This window comes from Edaphobacter sp. 12200R-103 (assembly GCF_010093025.1).
In the GTDB taxonomy this organism is placed as follows: domain Bacteria; phylum Acidobacteriota; class Terriglobia; order Terriglobales; family Acidobacteriaceae; genus Edaphobacter.
On record NZ_CP048114.1, the window covers coordinates 250,393 to 271,404 of the forward strand.

The following is a 21,012-nucleotide window of genomic DNA, read 5'->3' on the forward strand; positions in this document are numbered from 1 at the left end:
GGGTGAAGCTCACCTCCGACTTTGCACAATGGCTATGCGAAGATCACTTGCAGAAATTTTGGTTTCAATAGAGACTTATTTTCGGAAAGGAAACAGAGGCCATGGCACAGAATGATACGGCACAGTCGAAACAACAGAAGGTGTGGGAGGCTCTGGATCGTTTTCGCATCGAGATTCCTTCGTGGGGGTTCGCCAACACCGGCACGCGCTTCGGAAAGTTTATCCAGAGTGGCGCTGCTACCAGCATCGAGGAGAAGTTTGCCGATGCCGGTGAGGTGAACCGGCTGACCGGAGCCAGTCCGACGGTGGCGCTCCATGTTCTCTGGGACGTTCCTCACGGCACTGCCGATGTGGACAAGATTCGTGCGCTTGAGAAGCAGCATGGGGTTAAGGCGGGATCGATCAATCCGAACCTGTTCCAATCGCAGGAATACAAGTACGGCTCCATGGCGAACCCGAACTCCGAGATCCGGAAGATGGCATTGGGCCATCTGCTGGAGTCGGTCGAGATTGGCCGCGCTCTCGAGACTCGCGATATCTCGATCTGGGTCTCTGACGGCTCGAACTATCCCGGCACGCAGTCCATCAGCCGTAGGATTGGCTGGATGGAAGAGGTGCTCTCAGCCATGCACGCGGCGACGGCGGAGAACCAGCGCCTGCTGGTGGAATACAAGCCCTTTGAACCGGCGTTCTATCACACCGATATTGCCGATTGGGGGATGGCACTGCACCTGGCGCAGAAGGCTGGCCCGCGGGCGAAGGTGCTGGTGGATACCGGGCATCATTATCAGGGGACAAATATTGAGCAGATTGTTGCGTGGCTGCTGCACCTGAATGCCCTGGGAGGCTTCCACTTCAACGACCGCAAGTATGCGGATGATGACCTGACGATCGGATCGATCGATCCCTACCAGGTCTTCCGGATCTTCCACGAGATTCTGAGCGCTCCGACCTCTGCTGCTGAAGGGATTGCGTACATGATCGACCAAAGCCATAACCTGAAGGGCAAGATGGAGGCGATGGTGCAGAGCGTGGTGACTGCGCAAGAGCTGTATGCGCGGGCCGCCATCGTCGATCGAGAGGAATTGACCAAGCTGCAGGATGAGTGCCGTCTGGTGGAGGCTGAGGAGCTGTTCCGCGACAGCTTCTGGACCGACGTGAGGCCGATGGTAAGAGCATGGCGTGAGGCGCGTGGCCTTCCGGGCGATCCTCTGGCCGCTCTGCGCCAGGGTGGATACGTGGATCGGATCGAGAAGGAGCGCGAGCGGGAGAATCGCGGCTCGGTTTCCAGCTACGCGTAGGACCGTTATCGGTAAGGATATCGCGAGTGATTCAGGTAATAATGGTCGCGAGCAAGTGAAGGAGCTGTACGCGTTGGCCAAAACATCAAAGCGCCTCTACCTTATCCCGGTCCTCTCGAAGTCACTGGACATCCTTGAGCTGTTGCAGGCCGAAAACCGGCCCATGTCGTTGGAGACGATCCATCGGCGAACCCGTATCTCTAAGACGACGGTGTACCGGGTCCTGAAGACCTTGGTGCACCGTGGCTATCTGGCGCAGTCACCGGATGGAATGTACCGGCATGTGATGCGTCCCAAGAAACTGCGCTTCGGCTTCGCCGGGCAGAGTGCGGACATGCCTTTTTCGGAAGAGGTAACGCGGAGCCTGCGCGATGCTGCGGCCGCTGCGGGAGTCGACCTGATCGAGCTGGACAACCGCTATGATGCCGCTACCGCCGTGCAGAACGCGGAGGAGTTTATCCACGATAAGGTAGACCTGATTATTGAGTTTAATGTCGAGCAGTCGGTTGCGGCGATCATCGGAGATAAAGTCGCTTCGGCCAGCATCCCGTTGATCGCCATCGATATTCCGCACCCGAACGCGACCTACTTTGGCGTGGACAACTATCGGGTGGGAGTTGAAGCGGGTGAGATGCTGGCGCGTCATGCGCAGACGGAGTGGAACGGCAAGGTCGACCGGGTGATCGGTTTGGACCTTCCCGAGGCGGGTCTACTGGTGCAGGGAAGAATCTCGGGGGCATTTGAAGCCGTTCGTTCGGCCTTTCCCACGCTTCCCTCCGATGCGTTTCTTCGCCTGGATGGTCGCGGTATGCGCGAGACCAGCACGAAGCTGATTGTTGAATACCTGGAGAACCATCCCAGGGAGCGTCACATTCTGGTGGCTGCCGCTACAGATACGAGTGCCCTGGGAGTCGTCGATGCGGCGCGTCAACTAAAGCGGCAACGGCATCTGGTGGTGGTAGGGCAGGACTGTATTGCCGAGGCTCTCGAGGAGATTCAGTCCAGTACGTCACCCCTGATCGCATCGGTCTCGCACGAGACAAATGCCTATGGTCCGAACCTGATGCAGCTTGGGCTGGCGCTGCTGAAGGGGCAGATCGTTCCTCCTTATAACTACGTGTCGCACAAGCTGGTGACCCGTACGTTGTCACAGCAGGAGACTTAGCAGACAGAGTGCTTATCCCGCTGGCCAGGGTGGCGGCCGGAGGTTTGAGGTAGACCGCGGTGCGACCAGATTATTTCGAATACGAAACATTTGCTGTATTGGTCATCGCTGTGGAATGATGGTGGTCGAATTTCTGAAGGAGAAGACTCGATGGGTGCGGCAGGAAATCTGAAGTTTCTGGAAGACAAATGGGATGACGCGGTGGCGGCAAAGCTCGACCCACCGGAACTTCTGCGATATCGCAGCAATTTGCTGGGTTCGGATCTGCGCATCACGAACTTCGGGGGCGGGAATACCAGCTCCAAGCTTGACGAGACCGATCCGGTTACGGGCGACAAGGTCAAGGTGCTGTGGGTGAAGGGGTCGGGTGGCGACCTGGGCAGCATCAAGCGCGCGGGGTTTGCCACGCTTTACCTGGATCGTTTGCTGGCGCTCGAGAAGCAGTACAAGGGGGTTGCTGAAGAGGACGCGATGGTGGCGCTGTATCCTCTGGTGACCTTCAACAACAATCCGACGGCGGCCTCGATTGATACGCCGCTGCACGGCTTCCTTCCCTTCGCGCATGTCGATCACCTGCATCCGGACTGGGGGATCGCGCTGGCGGCTTCGGCGAACGGCAAGCAGAAGATGGAGGAGTTTAACAAAGAGTTTGGGCACAAGCTGGCGTGGCTGCCATGGCAGCGCCCTGGGTTCGAGCTGGGCATGATGCTCCGCAAGATTGTTCAGGAGACTCCGGGCTGCGATGGCGTTGTGCTGGGCGGACACGGACTGTTTACGTGGGGAGAGACGCAGCGCGAGTGCTACCTGAACACGATCACGATCATCGATCAGCTCGGCCAGTTCATTGAGCGTCATGCTTCGCAGGCGGGTTACAGCCGCTTCGGCGGCGCCGTGGTCAAGTCTCATCAGGAGCGCGAGAAGGTCGCCGCTGAGGTGATGCCGTATCTGCGCGGTGCCGTCTCTCGCAAGCAGCGCTGGATTGGAAGCTTCAGCGATTCGGAAGCGGTGCTGAACTTTGTGAACTCAAAGAATGCGGAGCAGCTGGCGCACCTCGGAACGAGCTGCCCCGACCACTTTATCCGCACGAAGATTCGGCCGATGTTTCTCAAGTGGGACCCCGCGGGCGATCCGAAGGAGATCCCGGCGATCATCGAGAAATCGCTCGAGACCTATCGTGCGGAGTACTCGGAGTATTACCAGAAGCATGCGCTTTCTGATTCTCCAAAGCAGCGCGACGCCAGCCCGACGGTGGTTCTGTTGCCGGGAGTGGGCATGTTCACCTTCGGCAAGAACAAGACCGAGGCACGGCTCACGGGCGAGTTCTACATCAATGCCATCGGCGTGATGCAGGGTGCGGGCGCGTTGGGCGGGGGCGTGGAGTGCAAGGACATTCCGCAGGCTGGTCCGGCGGCTTCGGCAGACCAGTTCACGGTGTACGACAACTACGTTGCGCTTCCGCCGAGCGAGGCCTTCCGGATTGAGTACTGGGCGCTGGAGGAGGCGAAGATCCGCCGTCAGCCGCCGGAGAAGCAGTTGAGCCGACAGGTTGCGTTGATCGTGGGCGGCGGCAGTGGCATCGGCCATCAGGTGGCGCTGATTGCCGCTGAGCGCGGCGCTCACGTCATGGTGGCGGATCGCGATGTTGCCGGGGCGGAGAAGGTAGCGGAAGAGTGCAAGGCGATTGCGGGCAAAGAGGCAGTCGGCTTCACCTCGATCGACATTCGCGACCGTAAGGCGATCCAGGCGGCACTCGAAGCGACGATCCGGCAGTTCGGCGGTATCGACATCATCGTCAACACGGCTGCGATGTTCCCGTCGTCACCGGATGGCATCATCACCGATGCTCAGTGGGCGCTGACCCTTGAGGTAAACGTCACGGCCAACTATCTGCTGGCGGATGAGGCGAAAAAGATTCTCAAGGCGCAGGGTCTGGATGGCAGCATCGTTCTAACCAGCTCTGCCAATGCTGTTGTGGCTAAGCGTGGAAGCGAGGCATATGACGTCAGCAAGGCGGCGCTGAGCCATCTTGTTCGTGAGCTTGCGGTCAGCATGGCGCCGAAGGTTCGCGTCAACGGCATCAGCCCGGCCACGGTCGTCAAAGGATCGACGATGTTCCCGCGAGACCGCGTGAAGGCTTCGCTGACGAAGTACAACATTCCGTTCAGCGAGTCGGCTTCGGACGATGAGCTGCGCAATGCCCTGGCACAGTTTTACGCTGAGCGCACGCTGACCCACACGCCGATCGATCCGAAGGACTGCGCCGAGGCGATCATGTTCCTCGCCGGTCCGCTGACAAAGTGCACCACCGGCCACATTATTCCGGTCGATGGTGGCCTGGTGGAGGCTTATCTGCGATGAGCGAGGCGAAGGGGACGGGCCTCCCCGAGGATCGACGTGCCTCCATTGCGGTCGATCTTGGTGCGGAGAGCTGCAGGGTAAGTCTACTGCGCTGGAATGGCAGCTCGCCGCAGATTGAACTTGTACATCGCTTCGGAAACGGTCCGGTGCAGCGGCAGGATGGTCTGCACTGGCCTCTGGAGCGGATCGTCGAGGGTGTCGAAGAGGGATTGCGGATGGCCGCCGGGCTTGCACCGGAGGGCGTCCGCTCCATCGCTGTAGATGGCTGGGCGGTCGATTATGTTCGGCTGGACGAGCAGGGCGTTCCCCTCGCAGAGCCGTTCTGTTATAGGGATGAGCGCAATGTTCGCGCCGAAAGCGATCTGCATAAGAAGATCTCTGCGGAGCGCATGCGGGAGATCACCGGTGTCCAGCAACTTTCGATCAACACGGTGTATCAGCTTTATGCCGATTGCGAGGCAGGCTATGCGCCGTCCCGATGGCTGAATCTTCCCGAATATATGCTCGCGCGGCTGGGAGGAGCCCCGGTTGCCGAGTTCACAAACGCGACTCACAGCCAGATGATCGACATGCAGAGTCGCCAGTGGAGTGAAGAGATTTTCCGCGAGGCCGGCCTGGTGCGGGAGCTTGCGCCGAAGATCGTTCCTCCGGGAACCCGGCTGGGCAACGTGTCCGGTCGGCTCCAGGATTTGGCAGCGTTCAAGGATACTGAGCTGATTGCTCCTGCCTGTCACGATACCGCGTCGGCGATTGCGGGGATTCCTGCGCTGGGCGATGACTGGGCGTACATCAGCTCCGGTACGTGGTCTCTGGTTGGGGCGCTGACTTCTCATCCGGTCGCTGGCCCAGAGGCTCGCGCCGACAACTTCACCAATCTCGGCGCGGTCGGCGGAGCAAACTGCTTCCACAAAAACGTGAACGGCATGTGGTTGCTGAAGCAGTGCGAGAGCACGTGGGCGGAAAAGGGCTTTACGCCGGGAGTCGTCGAGTTGTTGCGTTGCTGCGAAGATGTAGCGGCGCCAAAGACTCTGCTGGATGTCGACGATCCTGACCTGCTGCTGATGGGCGAGATGCCGCAGCGCATCAATCGTCAGCTGAGGGCAAAAGGAGCTGAACCTCTGGATGAATCGCCCGACGGTTCACCGCAGATGGTTTCGCTGATCATGCACAGCCTTGCCTCCCGATACTCAGAGGTGCTGGCGCGTGTAGAGCAGCACACGGGCAAAAAGCTGCGAAGGCTTTTCGTGGTTGGAGGCGGCTCGCGAAATACGCTGCTCAATCGCCTGACGTCGGAGAAGACGGGATTGGAGGTCTGCTGCGGTTCCGCAGAGAGCTCGACGCTCGGCAACTTCGCCGTCCAACTGGCCACGCTCGAGTCGTCGTCTTCGCCGGCTTCCCCTGAGTTTGCAGCGGAGGTCTACAGGTGGGCCTCGCTGCTGTCCTGAATCCATTGAGGTTGTGAATCGATGAGACGCATCGCGGGTGGTAGCAGAGGTCCTCTTTATATTGCTGCGCTGGTTGCAGCACTTGGCGCAGCGACGGTTCCTTCGCTGCATGCGCAGCAGAATGTGGATCAGCTGCGGCGCGAGTTTGCAGAGCCCCCAGGCGATGCGCGGCCAATGGTCCGCTGGTGGTGGTTTGGTCCGGCGGTGACGAAAGAGGAGATCGCGCGCGAGATCCACCAGATGCACGATGGCGGCTTCGGCGGGTTTGAACTGGCTTCGGTCTATCCCCTTGCTCTCGACGATCCTCAGAAGGGGATTCGCAATCTACCCTATGCGTCACCCGAGATGGTGGACATGCTGCGTTTCGCACGCGAGCAGGGAACTGCGCTCGGCATGCGTGTCGACCTGACGTTAGGTAGCGGATGGCCCTTCGGCGGCCCGCAGATTCCGATCGATCTGGCAGCAGGACGCCTCAAGATTGTAGCGACTGCACTGCCGGTGGCAAAGCTGCCCGTTATGGCCGACGGAGATGCTCCTATCGCGGCCTTCATCGCGAAAGGGACGCCGAACCACTATGATGCCGCGACAGCCCGGCTGATCAAGTACCCCGATTCCAACGGATCGCTCCCGAAAGCATCTGCCGAGTCGCAGGTGCTGCTGTTGTTTATCAGTAGCCATACGCGCCAGATGGTCAAGCGCGCCGCGGTTGGCGGCGAAGGCTTCGTGCTCGACCATATGTCGCGCGAGGCCATCGACAAACACCTCCATACCGTAGGCGACGCCCTGATGGGCGGCTTCACCGATGCGCCTCCCTACGCGATCTTCTCGGATTCACTGGAGGTGTATGGGAGCGACTGGACCCGCACTTTGCCGGAGGAGTTCAAGAAGCGGCGCGGCTATGACCTGATTCCGCATCTGCCGGAACTCGCGCAGGGAGGAAGCCCACAGGCCGATGCCGTGCGTCACGACTGGGCGGAGACGCTCTCTGATCTCGTACGCGAAAACTACCTGCGGCCCATGACCGAATATGCCGCGGCGCACCACACCAAGTTTCGCTCGCAGACGTATGGAACTCCGGCGGCAACGCTCACGGACGAGTTCGTGCCACAGCTTCCAGAGGGAGAAGGCCCGCAGTGGGACCGCTTCTCCTTTACACGATGGGCGTCTTCTGCAAATCACGTATTCGGAAACAACGTGACCTCGGCGGAGACCTGGACGTGGCTGCATTCGCCAGCATTTCGTGCGACTCCGCTCGACATGAAGGCTGAGGCGGACCGGATGTTTGTTGAGGGCGTCAATCAGATCATCGGCCATGGCTGGCCGTATTCGCCCGAGTACGCCAAGGAGCCGGGTTATTCGCTTTATGCGGCCGCGGTCTTCAATGCGCACAATCCCTGGTGGCCGGTGATGCCCGACGTCACAAAGTATCTGCAGCGGGTCAGTTGGATGCTGCGACAGGGCCAGCCTGCGAACGATGTAGCCCTGCTGCTGCCGGAGGACGATGCTCAGGCCGACTTCCGTCCCGGCCATGTCTCTGTGACAGATGCGATGAAGACGAAGATCACGTCCGCGCTGATGCACGCCATCCTCGACACAGGCCACAATGTCGACTACATCGACGGAACCGCACTGTCGCGTCTCCACGATCACCCGCTGTTGGTCGTGCCGCCTACGAAGAGAATGCATCTGGATGCGGCGCGGCAGTTGGAGAAGTATGCCAGCGCCGGGGGCAAGATCATCTTCATCGGCGAGACGCCTTCAATGGCAACGGGATTATCGGATGAAAAGGATAGCGCGCAGGTGAAGTCCATCCTCGCGGCACTGAGTGCAAAGTCCATTCATGTGCAGAGCGAGACGGAGCTGCCAGATGCGATTGAGCATGCTCTCGCTCCTGATTTGGATGTCAAGGCAGCGGCAGGCGCGGTGGGGTTCATTCACCGCCGTCTGCAAGGCGCGGATGTTTACTTTATCGCGAATACCTCCGCGCAAACGCAGATGTTTCCGCTGCACACCGCAAGCAAATACAAGACTGCAGAGTGGTGGAATCCTGAGGATGGCACTGTGACGACTGCTGAGATTGGCAAACCGTTCTCGCTGGAGCCATACGGATCGCGCCTGCTGATCCTGCACGCAGGAGCAGCTTCGCCGAAAGCTCAGGCTGCGAGGAAGCTGGTTGCTGAGACGAGCTCTCCCATCGAGGTTGGACACTGGACAGCGGAGTTCCCGGGCAGCAAGGGGTCGCCGGCGCTGCCCTCGAAGGCCAATGCCAGCACGATTTGGACCGACGATGCGGCAGAGAAGTTCTACTCCGGTGAAGTGCGCTATCGCGCGAGCTTCCAGGCTCCTGCTGCCAAATCGGACGAGCACTTTGTGCTTCGCTTCGCAGACGGCAAGCCCTTGCCGAACACGCAGCCACCGAACACAAATGGGCTGCGAGCCTGGTACGACGCACCCATTCGTGAGACTGCCATCGTTTATCTGAATGGCAAGCGAGTCGGGTCGCTGTGGCATCCGCCATACGAGCTGGATCTCACGAAGTTGATGCATGATGGCGAGAACACGATAGAGATCCGCGTATACAACACAGCGATCAACGAACTCGCTGGTCAGTCGCCGCGTGATTACACTGCCCTGAAGGCGAAGTATGGAGATCGATTCCAGATGCAGGACATGGAGAATCTGCAACCTGTTCCTTCAGGCATCTTTGGACCTGTCAGGATCGTTCGCGAGAGAGAGAAGTAATCGAACCCCTTCCACGGTTCATTTGACATTGGGGTGAGAGGAAGTCAGTCTAGAGAAACGGCAGATAGCTTGCCTAATTCTCATTTTGTAAAAGTGGCTCTGCATGCGTTTCCGTGACCTTCTCTCTGTCTCTCTCTCCGGGCTGGCCGTTCTTTCATCGCCTTTCCTTCATGCTGCATCTAAGACCTGCGATGTGCGGCAGATGGGAGCGGTTGGCGACGGACACACAAAGGATACGACGGCCATTCAGCGCGCGATCGATACCTGCGCGGACGCCGGTGGCGGAGTAGTGCACTTCGTGTCTGGAACCTATGTCTCGGGACCGCTCGACTGGAAGAGTCATATCAACCTTCGCCTCGACGCGGGAGCTACTTTGCTGGGATCGCCGGACAGAAGCGATTTCCCGCTCCGCGAAGACGCGAAGTGGCGCAAGGTATCTCTGCTGCATGCGGACCACGCCACGGACATCTCTCTTACGGGCAAAGGCACCGTCGACGGCAACGGCCACGTATGGTGGGACGCGAAGGCAGAGGATAAGAAGAAGGGGTTGCCGGAAGCTCCGCGTCCTATGCTTCTCGATCTGACGCATTCAAAGATGATTCTGATCGATGGCGTGACCATTCAGAATTCGCCGCAGTACAACATCATGGCGGTGCTTTGCGATGGCCTGACAGTCCGCAATGTCAGGATTTTGAATCCAGGACATACGGCTCCGAACACCGATGGCATCGACCCCATCTCAACAAGCCATGTGCTCATCGAGCACGTCTTGATCGATACCGGTGACGATAATGTTGCCATCAAAAGCGGGCTGGTGGAGCGGGGCGATCCCGATGTTCCGAGCACCGATATCGTCATCCGCGATTGTGATTTCCGCAATGGCCATGGCATGTCTATCGGGAGCGAGACAGCGGGAGGCGTGCGCAACGTAACGGTGGAGCGGGTAAAGTTTGAAGGGACCAGGCAGGGCATCCGGATCAAGAGCGCCCGCGGACGAGGCAACGACATCGGCGGATTCTCCTTCCGCGACATCACGATGGAACATGTCGAAACCCCAATTCAGATCACGGCTTACTATACCGGCGGAATGAAGGGCGATACGGCGCATCCCGTCACAGAGCATACGCCGCGCTTCCACGACATTTTGATCGAAGATGTAACTGCGACAGGTGCAAAACGTGCGGCGGTGATCTATGGCCTGCCTGAGAGCCCTGTGAAACGGCTGCGGCTCAAGAATGTTCATATCAGTGCAGAGGCTGGGGCGGATATGCAGTACGCGGAGGTGGCGGTCAGCAACTTCGTCGTGGATGCAACCAGGGGCGAAGCTGTCACGAAGGGGCCCGGGGTAATCTTCACTGAGAAGTAGAGGCGACGCCGTATGATGATGCGAACAAGATTTCTACTTCCGCTGGCGTGGTTTCTTGGTTGTGCCTGCTTCGCAACTGCCCAGGAAGCAATCAGACTGCCGGAGGCGAAGGCCTCTACAGGTTCCTCCGTGCAGAGGTTCGAGTTTGCCTCTGACGGTCCCAAAGGTCCCGGATGGACGCGGCCCGACCAGATTGCACGCGTTTATATTCGCGAATCTCTTCCTGCGCTCTTTCAGCGCACGATACGACTCGATGATGATATGCCTTCAACTGGGAAGCTTTCGTGGATATTCACCGGACCGCGCGCTGGCCTGACGGTAGAGCTTACGAAATCCGGGGTTCGCCTGTATGAACGCTACTATGATTCAACCGGCCTGGCAGAAACGGGCAGCTACCCGGAAAAGATCATTCGCGACGAGGCACGTGCCTACGTTGGACATCCACGTCTCCTCACCGTGATTGTGGATGCACATCTTTCTGTTCGTGTTTTGCTGAATGGAGAGACGATGCTTACCGAACCTCTCGTCTTCGACCTCACGCGCCATCAACTTATGTTCTCCGGTCCTCGTAACCGGCATTTGACTCTATCCGGCGACCTGTTGGAAGATCGCCCCATTGATGCTACGGTGACGGTCAATCCTGGGAAGGCCCATCAGACAATGATCGGCTTCGGAGGAAGTCCGAGCATTCCCGCTTACGCACAACTGAGTGAAGAGGGGAAACAGCAGTACTGGAAACTGATTCATCGTTTCAATCTTCTCATTGACCGTGAATATCCGATGGGGACGGAGTTGAAGCAGGATCTCTCAAACGTCGAGAACCTCCACGAAGCTACGCCTCACTACTATGGCGATAACTTTCCTAATAGCGAGGTCTCTGACTTTGAATATAGTCGCCATATTCGTGAGCTGGGCGGCCAGGTGTTATACGAGATGTGGGCCTTGCCGCATTGGGCTATCCAGTCTTATACGCCGCAGGGAAAGCCGATCATCGACGCTTGGGGACGGCCGGTACGCTCTGCTGCAAAACCCGATGTCTACGCCCGTATCGTGGTGGAGTTCTGTAGGCGTGCGCAGGCACGTTCCGGTGCAGCGCCTGAGATCGTGGGTATCCAGAACGAAGTTGAGCAGGCGCCCGAGATTTATGCAGCGATGACAACAGCAGTGCGCAAAGCGCTTGATGCTGCAGGCTTTCAAAAGACGAAAATTCAGATGGCCGATGCGCCTTATGTATGGATGGCGACGGGCCGCATCCGTGATCTCAAACGGTTTCCCAATGCGTGGAAGGCAACGGATTTCACCGCCGCCCATCAGTATGACTACCAGGGGTTTCTCGCCAATCCTGATCTGTATGACGATCGCCTGCGCGAGATACGCGAGGCCAGCGATGGAAAACCATTTCTCGCGACGGAGATATGTCTGAACGATTCTCATTTTCAGGAGCCGTCTTATCGGCTGGCCTTGCAGGTAGGGCAGCTCTATCAGAAGGACCTGACGGAAGTGGATGCACAGATGCTGCTCTATTGCTGGCTGTTACTGGATGTTGAGCAGCCAACCTTCGGCGGCTCGCGCTCTCTCCTGGTGCCGGATCGATCGCAGGGGCAGATTCCTGTGGCCTCCAGCTTCCAGCTCCGTGTTCTGGGAGCGTTTAGCAGGCATGTCCTGAAGGGAATGCATCGAGTGGAAACCAGCGTAGATAATCCGGATCTTTTGACGGCGGCGTTCACCGATGGGCAGCATAGCAGCGTGATTGTCCTGAATCGCTCAACGCATTCACAGCGCCTGCATCTCGATTGGCAGGGAACGCGATGGTCGCAGATGGAGCGTACCAGCTTTTATGCCGAGAATGAAGAGAAGGACCTTCCGCAGGAGATGGTGATTCAGCCCGGCGAAATCGTGACGCTCTCAAATTTTCGGGCAAATTAGCCTGCAAGCACACCTTGTGCGGGCAAAATGCCTTTCGAACAGGCATCCGCGCTATGGGTGGCATTTGAAAGGAAGAGATGAAACCGGTTCTGCGGCATATCGCAAATCTCTGGACGCTGATGGGGCATCCCTCACAACAGGATGAGTGGTCGCTCGGTAAAAAGATTGCGGAGATCAAGGCCGCCGGCTTCGACGGTGTCTGTTGGGCTCCCAGTGCTGAGCTTCATGAAGAATGCCTTCGGCAGGAGCTCATCTTCGTCGGTGGAATGGCCTCTGGCGATGCGAGAGCCTTTCCGGATATTCTCGAGGATCTTAAGCGTTTTGGAGCACAGCACGTCAACGTGCAGCTGGCACACGATTCGCTGGCCTCTGAAGAGGCTCTACGGTTAACACTCATGTTGATGGATCTCGCCAGGCCACTCGGCCTTCTGCCGGCGATCGAGACCCATCGGGGTACCTGTACAGAGACGCCGGAAAAGATGTATGCGCTGGCGGATGCCTACGAGAGGGAGACAGGCGAGCTGTTGCCGCTATCCTGTGACTTTTCGCACTTTGCTGTGGTCAAGCATCTGGTGCCTTCGAACTTCGTAGAACAACTGCTTATACGGCCTAACCTTATCCAGAATGCGCAGCAGTTTCATCTGCGCCCGTTTAACGGGCATCACGTGCAGGTGCCGGTCACCGACGGCAGTGGCCAGCTTACTCAGGAGGTGTGTGCTTGGTTGCCGTTTGCCGAAGCTACGCTTTCGTGCTGGCTTGATGGCAACCGCGATAAAGGCCGCGAGATCTTTGTGTGTCCTGAACTGGGGCCGGTCGAAGGCGGGTATGCGCTCTCAACGTTCCCGAACAGCTGGGAGGAAGCGAAAGTTCTCAGAGGCGAGATTGACAGAATCTGGCGGCGCCTTCTTCAAGGCTGAAGCTACGGGAGCGTTCTCCGGGCATATTCCGCCGGGGAGCAGCCGAGTATCTGGCGGCACACACGATGGAATTGGGGATAGCTTCCAAAGCCAGCCTCCAGTGCGGCGTCGAGCAGGGTACGATTGCGGTTCAAATCATAGATTTGCTGGAACCGCTCGATTCGCTTCCGGTTTCGGAAGTCAACGAGCGTCAACCCTGTTTGTTGTTTAAATAAACGGCTTAGCCGAGAGGTGCTGAGGCCGGCGCGATGTGCCAGTTCGGCAAGCCCATCTTCCGATACATCATGGGCTAACATGCGAACGGCTCGTTCCACGGCTGGATGAAGCTCGCGCACAGGAACATCGGCTGCATGTTGGAAGCATTTCCATGCATGGAGCAGAATATAGCCAAGGCCGGCGTTCATCAGGCCATATTCACCCTGTGACGAAGAGAGATCTTCGAAGAATGCTTCGAAGCGGTCCAGATCCTGATGGGAAAGCCTGCGGCATACTTCACCCGAGAAGGATGGCTGGAGAAGTGCCTTCGCACCTGCGTCGGTGGCCTGGCGACGGATGGCACGCCGCCGGAAGACAGCGATCCACATCTCAAACTTGGATGTTTGTTCCACCAGAACGTGTTCCTGCGCGGGAAAAAGCCAGAGCAGGTCGCCGCGGCGTATCTCATATCGCCTGCCACCCAGGAGGTAAGTGCCTTTCCCCTGCGTTACGACATTTAGCTCCAACTCCGCATGGCGATGCAGGCGATTTGCACCTGCCGGGTTGGCATATCTCCAAACATTGCCGTCGAGTTGGGAAGGAAGTTTGAGGTGCTGCAACATGGCGACAAAAAATGATAACAAGTCCGGAAGAAATGAGAAGTCAACCATATCGCGGGATGGTTAGAGTTTTCGACATGATAATTACCGACGAGCAGCGCCAGATGTATCAGACTGAAGGCTACATGGTTCTCCCCGGGGTCATTCCTCCCGCGATGTTGAGTATGCTGCGGGAAGAGTGCTCCTACTATCTTGGCTATTATGATTCGATCATGGACGCCAAGGGTGTCCAGACGGAGAACATCAGTCATCGCGGGAAGCGGTATTTCATCAATAACCGCTATCGTCTGAGCAATCGTTTGTATCAGTTTATCTTCAGTGATCTGATGGCTGAGGTTGCACGTGCGACCGTCGGAGACGAAGCCTATCTCTTTCACGAGCAGTGGGTCGTCAAAGGAGCAGAGCAGGGAATGAAGTTCGCCTGGCATCAGGATTCAGGCTATGTGAAGTGGTATAACCCCACGACAAAGCATAAGCCATATGTAACCTGCTGGTGCACGCTGGATGATGTCAGCGAAGAGAACGGAACGGTGTATCTTCTGCCCCATTCTCGCGGCGGGACAAAAAATGAGATCATCGATCATACCAAGGAAGACGGCACGAATGACCTGATCGGCTATTCGGGAGACGATCAGGGAGACCCCGTCATCGTTCCCGCCGGTAGTATTGTGGCCTTTGACAGCTTCGTCTTGCATCGTAGCGGCCCCAATAAGACAGAAAGAATGCGGCGTGTCTATTTGCCGCAGTACAGTGCTGCACCCATTCCACGCCCGGATGGCAAGCCATGGGCTATGGCGACTCCATTTTTGAAGAACGGCGTCAACATCTACGATCATGCGCAGGATGCGGCCGAGCGTTACGGTCCTTTTCCCGATCCAGCGAAGGCGTAGCGGTTACCGTGTGAGCTGATCGATGCAGAAATGAAGGATGCGCGACGCTTGACCTTCGCGGCGGACGTTGTGTATCCCTGACGTGGGTGGACTGTGTGGAATAGATGACGAGTGCACAACGCAAGATGCGACTCAGTTATATGGCCAGTGAGATAGCCGGTCAGCTGATCTTTTGCGTCATCTCGTTCTACATCCTCAAGTTCTACACCGACGTCTACGGCCTCTCCGCTGCCGCAGCAGGAACGATTTTGCTTTTGGCGCGGTGCATCGATGCTTTCGACGCACCATTGTGGGGGATTCTCTTTGAGAAGACTCATAGCCGCTGGGGGAAAAGTCGTCCTTGGTTTCTCTGGCTCTGTGTGCCGTTTGCGATCTTTGGCGTCCTTACATTTGTAACTCCAGGACTGAGTGGAACTGCAAAGATCGCTTACGCTGGAGCGACCTATGTGGTGACCAGCATTCTATACACGGGTATCAACACGCCGGTTACATCCATTCTCGCGGCTCTTACTCCCGATGCTCACGAACGCGTAGTGCTTACCAGCTTTCGGATGTTCGGGTCGAAGTTCGCGGTACTCTTCGTGAATCTCTCTGTACTTCCCCTGGTCTCCTTTCTGGGGCATGGGGATGATCGCAAAGGCTTCATGGTCGTGATGCCGTTCTATGCGATCGGCACGGTCGTGCTCTATCTGCTCGCGTTTCGGAATCTTCGGGAGGTGGTCTATGAGAGACGTCAAAGACTCTCTGTTCGCGAAAGCGTGCAGGCACTGCGGAATAATGCTCCCTGGGCCATCATTTTTTTGAGCAGTCTTTTCTTCTGGATAGCCTTTATCGCGCGTATCTCATCTGCGCCCTACTTCTTCGAGTACGTGATGCATCGTGCGGATCTTACATCCACAGCAAATAGCCTGGACTTCGTCTCGCTTGGAAGCATTCTTTTTCTGCCTTGGCTGTGCCAACGCATGTCGAAGCGCAATGTGTGGGCGTTTGGACTGGCAGGTTCGGCTATTGCTCAATTGATTGTCTTTGTCGGAGTGCATGCCCATTCGGTAAGCGTTGTGCTCGACGGATGGGTGGTGGGCTTCCTGGCCAGCGGGCTTGCCATGGCCATTCCCTTTTCGATTCTGTCGGACAGCGTGGATTATGGAGAGTGGAAGAGCGGTGTTCGTGCTGCCGGCTTTCTTACAGCAATTGGAGCCGCATTCTGTCTCAAAGCCGGAAGCGGTCTTGGCGGAGCACTGCCGGCATGGATTCTCGCCAGCATGGGTTATGTCCCAAACGTCGCGCAGGGCGCGCGCTCCATCTTCGGAATCGAGCTGGCCTGCATCTGGCTGCCCGCCTTGGCGTATGCTTTGGCCATTGTGCCGGTGGTGTTTTACCTGCGTTACGAATTGATGGAGCCGATGATCCAGCGCGATCTTGAAGAGCGCCGCAGAACGGCTGCTTTGGTGAGCGAGAGCCTCTGATGCCCACGTCGCTCTATAAACTCGATGCGCGGACCGAACCTGCAAGAGGTGTCGCCCTCTTTCACTCTGCAGATCGGCTCCTTCGTATCGAGTTTTTTACGTCGGCGATCGCACGTATCACCTTTACTGCAGAGCGTAGCTTTCGACCGGCGAGAAGCTCGATCGTAATCGGAACGAAAGAGGAAGTGCCACTTGCTCTGAGCGAGACGACGGACAGCTACATTCTTAAGTCGCCTGCTCTCCAGGTCGTAGTGCGCAAAGCAACGGGTGCGCTCTGCTATCTTGATGCCGATGGAATGCTGCTGATGCAAGAGCCTGCGCGCGGTGGAAAGGAGCTTACTTCGAGGACTGTATATCGCCACATCTTTGATGCGGCTGTAAGTGTCGAGCAGGCCGAGAGTATTGACGGCGCGAGAGCATCCGTCAGAAGCGATCGCACGGAGTTCGAGCGCACTGCCTACGAAGCGAAGCTCGAATTTGTCTTTGAGAGAGATGAAGCTCTCTTCGGCCTTGGGTCACATGAAGAAGGTTATGCGAACCTTCGAGGGCGGTCGCGCGAGCTGTATCAACAAAATATGAAGGCCGTTGTGCCTCACCTTGTTTCGACACGTGGCTATGGTGTGCTTCTCGATTGCGCTTCGGCGATGACCTTCCACGACGATGCTCTGGGTTCCTACTGGTGGGCCGACTGCGTCGATGAGCTCGACTTCTATTTCATCTATGGCGGAAGCTTCAACAATGTAATCCGTGGCTATAGGGAACTTACGGGTGCGACGCCACTGCCGCCCCGATGGGCCTTTGGCTATGTGCAGTCGAAAGAGCGATACGTTACGGCTAATGAGATGCTCGCTATTGTCGCTGAGTATCGGAGAAGGAAAATTCCTCTCGATGCCATCGTGCTCGACTGGAAGAGCTGGCCCAATGGAGAAGGATGGGGGCAGAAGTCATTTGATCCTGTGCGCTTTTCTGATCCTGATGACTTCATCCAAAAGCTGCACGATATGCATGCCCGTCTGATGGTCTCTATCTGGCCCATCATGACTGGTGGATGCAGGGATCAGAGGGAGTTTGTTGAACGAGGACTGATGCTCGGAAACCAATCCACCTACAACGCGTTTCTTGCCGAAGCTCGCGAGCTTTATTGGGAGCAGGCATCCGGAGGCTTGTTTTCTCATGGGATCGACGCCTGGTGGTGCGACTGCACAGAGCCCTTTGAGGCGGATTGGTCAGGAGCGGTGAAGCCCGAACCGCATCGCCGGTTCGCCATCAATACTGAAGCATCGAAACTCTATCTGGATCCGGCCCGGATCAATGCCTATTCGCTGGTTCATTCACAGGGAATCTATGAAGGCCAGCGTCGCAGCTCGCAGAAGCGCGTTCTAAACTTGACCCGCTCATCGTATGCCGGCCAGCATCGCTATGGCACCTTCACCTGGAACGGCGACGTCTGCGCAACGTGGGAGACGCTGCGTCGCTCGATTGCCGAGGGTGTCAATTTCTGCGCGACAGGCGAGCCATATTGGACGGTGGATATCGGAGGTTTCTTCGTCGATAACAACCCGGAGCTGTGGTTCTGGCGCGGAGATTATCCCGACGGCTGCAGGGGACTGACGGAGATGAACGCCCTTGAGCCCGATCCCCGTGATGCCGGCTCAAAGGATCTTGGCTTTTATGAGTTGTACACGCGCTGGCTGCAGTATGCGGTTTTTCTGCCGATGTTTCGGTCGCATGGCACTGATGTCGCACGTGAAATCTGGCGATTTGGTGAAGAAGGAACGCCCTTCTATGATGCTATTGCGTCTGGCATTCGTCTGCGCTATCGGCTCCTGCCTTACATCTACTCTGTTGCTGCGGCGGTCACGTTTGACCATGCATCCATGGTGACGGCCCTCGCGCTTGCATTTCCCCAGGATGCCGCCACCTATCCCATTGCCGACCAGTATCTCTTTGGGCCATCCATTATGGTCTGTCCGGTGACTGCGCCAATGTACTACGGGCCGCAGTCCACTCCCATTTCGAACAGACCTCATTCACGAAGGGTGTACTTGCCCGCAGAGAGGCAGTGGTACAGCGCTGATGGCGAAGCAGTCTATGAGGGCGGCCAGACGATCGATGCCACCGCTCCGCTGGAGACGATTCCATGGTTCATACCGGCCGGCACAATCCTGCCGATAGGGCCGGTAATGCAGTACGTCGATGAGATGCCGGTTGCTCCTCTTGAAGTTCGCATCTACCCGGGGGCAGATGCTGTCTTTACTCTGTACGAGGATGCTGGAGATGGCTACGGCTATGAAAGAGGCGAGTGGGCGCGCATACAAATCGCATGGAACGACGCTCGCGGTGAACTGATCTTCTCTTCCAGAGAGGGTACATTTCCCGGTCTGATTGCGGAGCGCGATTTTCAGATTGTCGTCTTCACGCCAAAGAATCGTTGGCATCGCTCGATACGGTATGACGGAACGGAGCATTGCATCAGGCTCCGTGGAGAGGAGTTGGACTTTAATCAATGAAGTCGATGTATAGAAATCTTCTAGCTGCAAGCGGACTGCTTCTACTTTCTTGCCTTTCAGCGAACGCAGCGTCCGCAAAGAGAGACGTCGTTCTTATTACAGTGTCTCCCGGTGGCGATGACGCCGCATCGGGGGACGTCTCGCACCCGTTGCGCACGCTTGAGCGGGCGCAGCAGCTCGTCCGTGAGAAGAATCGTGATCGCGACGTTATTGTGCAGCTCGCGGATGGCATCTATCGACTCTCTCAGCCGCTGCGATTTACCGCCGCAGATGGAGGGCAGAATGGCCACACCGTCAGCTGGCAGGCAGAGGAAGGCGCTCACCCGGTATGGAGCGGCGCTGTACCCGTTGCAGGATGGCGCATCTGGGACCATGCGAAGGGTATTTATGTCGCGGATGTTCCTCGGGGACTCAATGCAAGACAGCTGTGGGTCAACGATCATTTGGCACCCATGGCGTCTGTTGAGATTCCGCGAAAAGATGTCATGTTCACTCGCGAAGGATTGACGCTTAAGCGTGGCGCGTTGAGTCACGAGATTAAGGAAGCGCCTCACCTTGAGCTGAGAGCGACGGGTTTCTTCACTGGACGCATCTCGCCGGTCGAACGAGTTGAACAGGATAGACTCGTCATGCGCCAGCCAGCATGGGACAACAATCTATGGGGATACGACACGATCGAGAAGCCCTTTCATCCCGAGTTGTCGCATCTCTATCTCGTAAATTCACTGGATCTTTTGACGAAACCCGGCCAGTGGTATCTCGACCCCGAAAAGGGAAGCTTGTATCTTCGCCCCGACCAGGGCGTGGACCTTGCAAAGGCCGATGTTGAGCTGCCGCGCATCGCAGTTCTTCTCTCCATCGGCGATAGTCTTGATCGGCCGGTGCGCGATCTTACGTTTCGCCACATCCGTTTCTCTCATACCACCTGGCTCGGTCCATCGGGGCCGGATGGATATGCCAGCCAGCAGAGTGGATCGTATCTGGCCGGGCATGCTCTCGCGTATCCGGAGGATCCTATTGCAACCTGCGCCCAAGGATGCCGCGCCTTCGAAAGTGTGCGCAATGAGTGGAGCCAGATACCCGCCTCCGTGCAGGTCAGCGCTTCAGAACGTATCGCCTTCGATCACGATGTCTTTGCACATCTTGGCCAGTATGCCCTGGGGATCGGGAATGACGCCGATGCAATGCTCTCCGGCACCGGTCTCGGCACGGGGGATATTACTGTAAGTGCGAATGTATTTACTGACTGCGCCGGTGGAGCGATCCTCGCGGGGGGCGTTCAGCGTGATGCCCATCACCCGCATGATCCTCGTCAAATTAATCGCCAGCTCATCGTGCGAAACAATCGCATCCATGCTGTCAGCAGGGATTTCTTTGACCATTCCGCAATCCTCAGCACGTATGTGGAAGGAGCAGTCATCCTCCACAACGACATCTCCGATGTGCCCTATGACGCGATTGACATAGGGTACGGATGGGGAATGCATGATCCTAACGGGAATCCCAACTATCGCGTCCGCATGCATGGATACGATTGGCCGCAGAATCTTGTCTACCGCACACCCACAACGCATCATGATGTCGTTGTGGCGGGCAATCGCATTCACGATGCCAAGAAGTTCTTCCATGATGGCGGCGCGATCTACAATCTTTCAGCCAGTCCTGGAACCCTGATCACCGAAAATTACATCTTCGACAACCACGGAAAGATCGCACTTTATCTCGATGAGGGCTCACGATATATCACGGTGCGCAAGAATGTTGTTCAGGATCCTGACAGTGAGTGGCTAAACATCAATACCGTCCACGCTGCCTATCCTTTGCGTATCTCGCCCGACAATACGGCAATCGACAACTGGCACGATGGGACAAAGATCGGTGGAATGTGGACAAATTATCAGAACGATCTGATTCTCAACGATCATCTGGTTACGAATGGCAGCTGGCCTGAGGAGGCCACTGAGATCATGAAGGATGCTGGAATCGAACCAAAGGCGGGCCCCGTCGCCTACGGAGATGCGCAGCCCGATGCCACGGAACCTGTGGCCAGCTCTGCCCGAAGCTCGTCGTCGCACCATTAGGCAATTTCATCCGCTATCAGGCACAGGAGC

General features: G+C 57.2%; 13 protein-coding genes. 12 read left to right on the forward strand and 1 reads right to left on the reverse strand.

Annotated features, from left to right (window positions below):
• Nucleotides 1-101 precede the first annotated feature (101 nt).
• The 8 genes from GWR55_RS01170 (at nucleotide 102) to GWR55_RS01205 (ending at nucleotide 13,220) form a co-directional block, all read left to right on the forward strand.
• Complete coding sequence (locus GWR55_RS01170) at nucleotides 102-1,301, forward strand: TIM barrel protein (RefSeq protein ID WP_162400620.1); 1,200 nt, start codon at nucleotides 102-104, stop codon at nucleotides 1,299-1,301.
• A gap of 73 nt (nucleotides 1,302-1,374) precedes the next feature.
• Nucleotides 1,375-2,466, forward strand: coding sequence for a substrate-binding domain-containing protein (locus GWR55_RS01175; protein ID WP_162400621.1), 1,092 nt, complete (start codon nucleotides 1,375-1,377; stop codon nucleotides 2,464-2,466).
• Between the two features lie 150 nt (nucleotides 2,467-2,616).
• Nucleotides 2,617-4,824: a bifunctional rhamnulose-1-phosphate aldolase/short-chain dehydrogenase gene (locus GWR55_RS01180; RefSeq protein WP_162400622.1), complete on the forward strand. Its 2,208-nt coding sequence runs from the start codon at nucleotides 2,617-2,619 to the stop codon at nucleotides 4,822-4,824.
• Nucleotides 4,821-6,269 carry a rhamnulokinase family protein gene (locus GWR55_RS01185; protein ID WP_162400623.1) on the forward strand — a complete coding sequence of 483 codons (1,449 nt, stop codon included), beginning with the start codon at nucleotides 4,821-4,823 and terminating at the stop codon, nucleotides 6,267-6,269. Before GWR55_RS01180 ends, GWR55_RS01185 begins: the two co-directional genes overlap by 4 nt.
• Nucleotides 6,270-6,290: 21 nt before the next feature.
• Nucleotides 6,291-9,011 (forward strand): glycosyl hydrolase, encoded by a 2,721-nt coding sequence (locus GWR55_RS01190; protein WP_162400624.1) that lies wholly within the window; start codon nucleotides 6,291-6,293, stop codon nucleotides 9,009-9,011.
• A 103-nt stretch (nucleotides 9,012-9,114) separates the two neighbouring features.
• A complete protein-coding gene (locus GWR55_RS01195; RefSeq protein WP_162400625.1) occupies nucleotides 9,115-10,377 on the forward strand; it encodes a glycoside hydrolase family 28 protein in 1,263 nt (420 codons plus the stop codon).
• A gap of 12 nt (nucleotides 10,378-10,389) precedes the next feature.
• Nucleotides 10,390-12,303: a hypothetical protein gene (locus GWR55_RS01200; RefSeq protein WP_162400626.1), complete on the forward strand. Its 1,914-nt coding sequence runs from the start codon at nucleotides 10,390-10,392 to the stop codon at nucleotides 12,301-12,303.
• A gap of 77 nt (nucleotides 12,304-12,380) precedes the next feature.
• Complete coding sequence (locus tag GWR55_RS01205; RefSeq protein ID WP_162400627.1) at nucleotides 12,381-13,220, forward strand: sugar phosphate isomerase/epimerase; 840 nt, start codon at nucleotides 12,381-12,383, stop codon at nucleotides 13,218-13,220.
• Between the two features lie 2 nt (nucleotides 13,221-13,222).
• On the opposite strand, the gene GWR55_RS01210 is transcribed toward GWR55_RS01205, so the two are convergent.
• Nucleotides 13,223-14,038, reverse strand: coding sequence for a helix-turn-helix domain-containing protein (locus GWR55_RS01210; RefSeq protein WP_162400628.1), 816 nt, complete (start codon nucleotides 14,036-14,038; stop codon nucleotides 13,223-13,225).
• A gap of 74 nt (nucleotides 14,039-14,112) precedes the next feature.
• Here GWR55_RS01210 and GWR55_RS01215 point away from each other — a divergent pair, with 74 nt between their 5' ends.
• The 4 genes from GWR55_RS01215 (at nucleotide 14,113) to GWR55_RS01230 (ending at nucleotide 20,982) form a co-directional block, all read left to right on the forward strand.
• Nucleotides 14,113-14,925, forward strand: a complete 813-nt coding sequence (locus GWR55_RS01215; RefSeq protein WP_162400629.1) for a phytanoyl-CoA dioxygenase family protein — start codon at nucleotides 14,113-14,115, stop codon at nucleotides 14,923-14,925.
• 104 nt (nucleotides 14,926-15,029) lie between these two features.
• The gene (locus GWR55_RS01220) at nucleotides 15,030-16,391 is read left to right on the forward strand and encodes an MFS transporter (protein WP_162400630.1); all 1,362 of its coding nucleotides are present in this window, start codon (nucleotides 15,030-15,032) and stop codon (nucleotides 16,389-16,391) included.
• Nucleotides 16,391-18,901, forward strand: a complete 2,511-nt coding sequence (locus GWR55_RS01225) for a TIM-barrel domain-containing protein (RefSeq protein WP_162400631.1) — start codon at nucleotides 16,391-16,393, stop codon at nucleotides 18,899-18,901. Before GWR55_RS01220 ends, GWR55_RS01225 begins: the two co-directional genes overlap by 1 nt.
• Complete coding sequence (locus GWR55_RS01230) at nucleotides 18,898-20,982, forward strand: right-handed parallel beta-helix repeat-containing protein (RefSeq protein WP_202925556.1); 2,085 nt, start codon at nucleotides 18,898-18,900, stop codon at nucleotides 20,980-20,982. Before GWR55_RS01225 ends, GWR55_RS01230 begins: the two co-directional genes overlap by 4 nt.
• Nucleotides 20,983-21,012 lie beyond the last annotated feature (30 nt).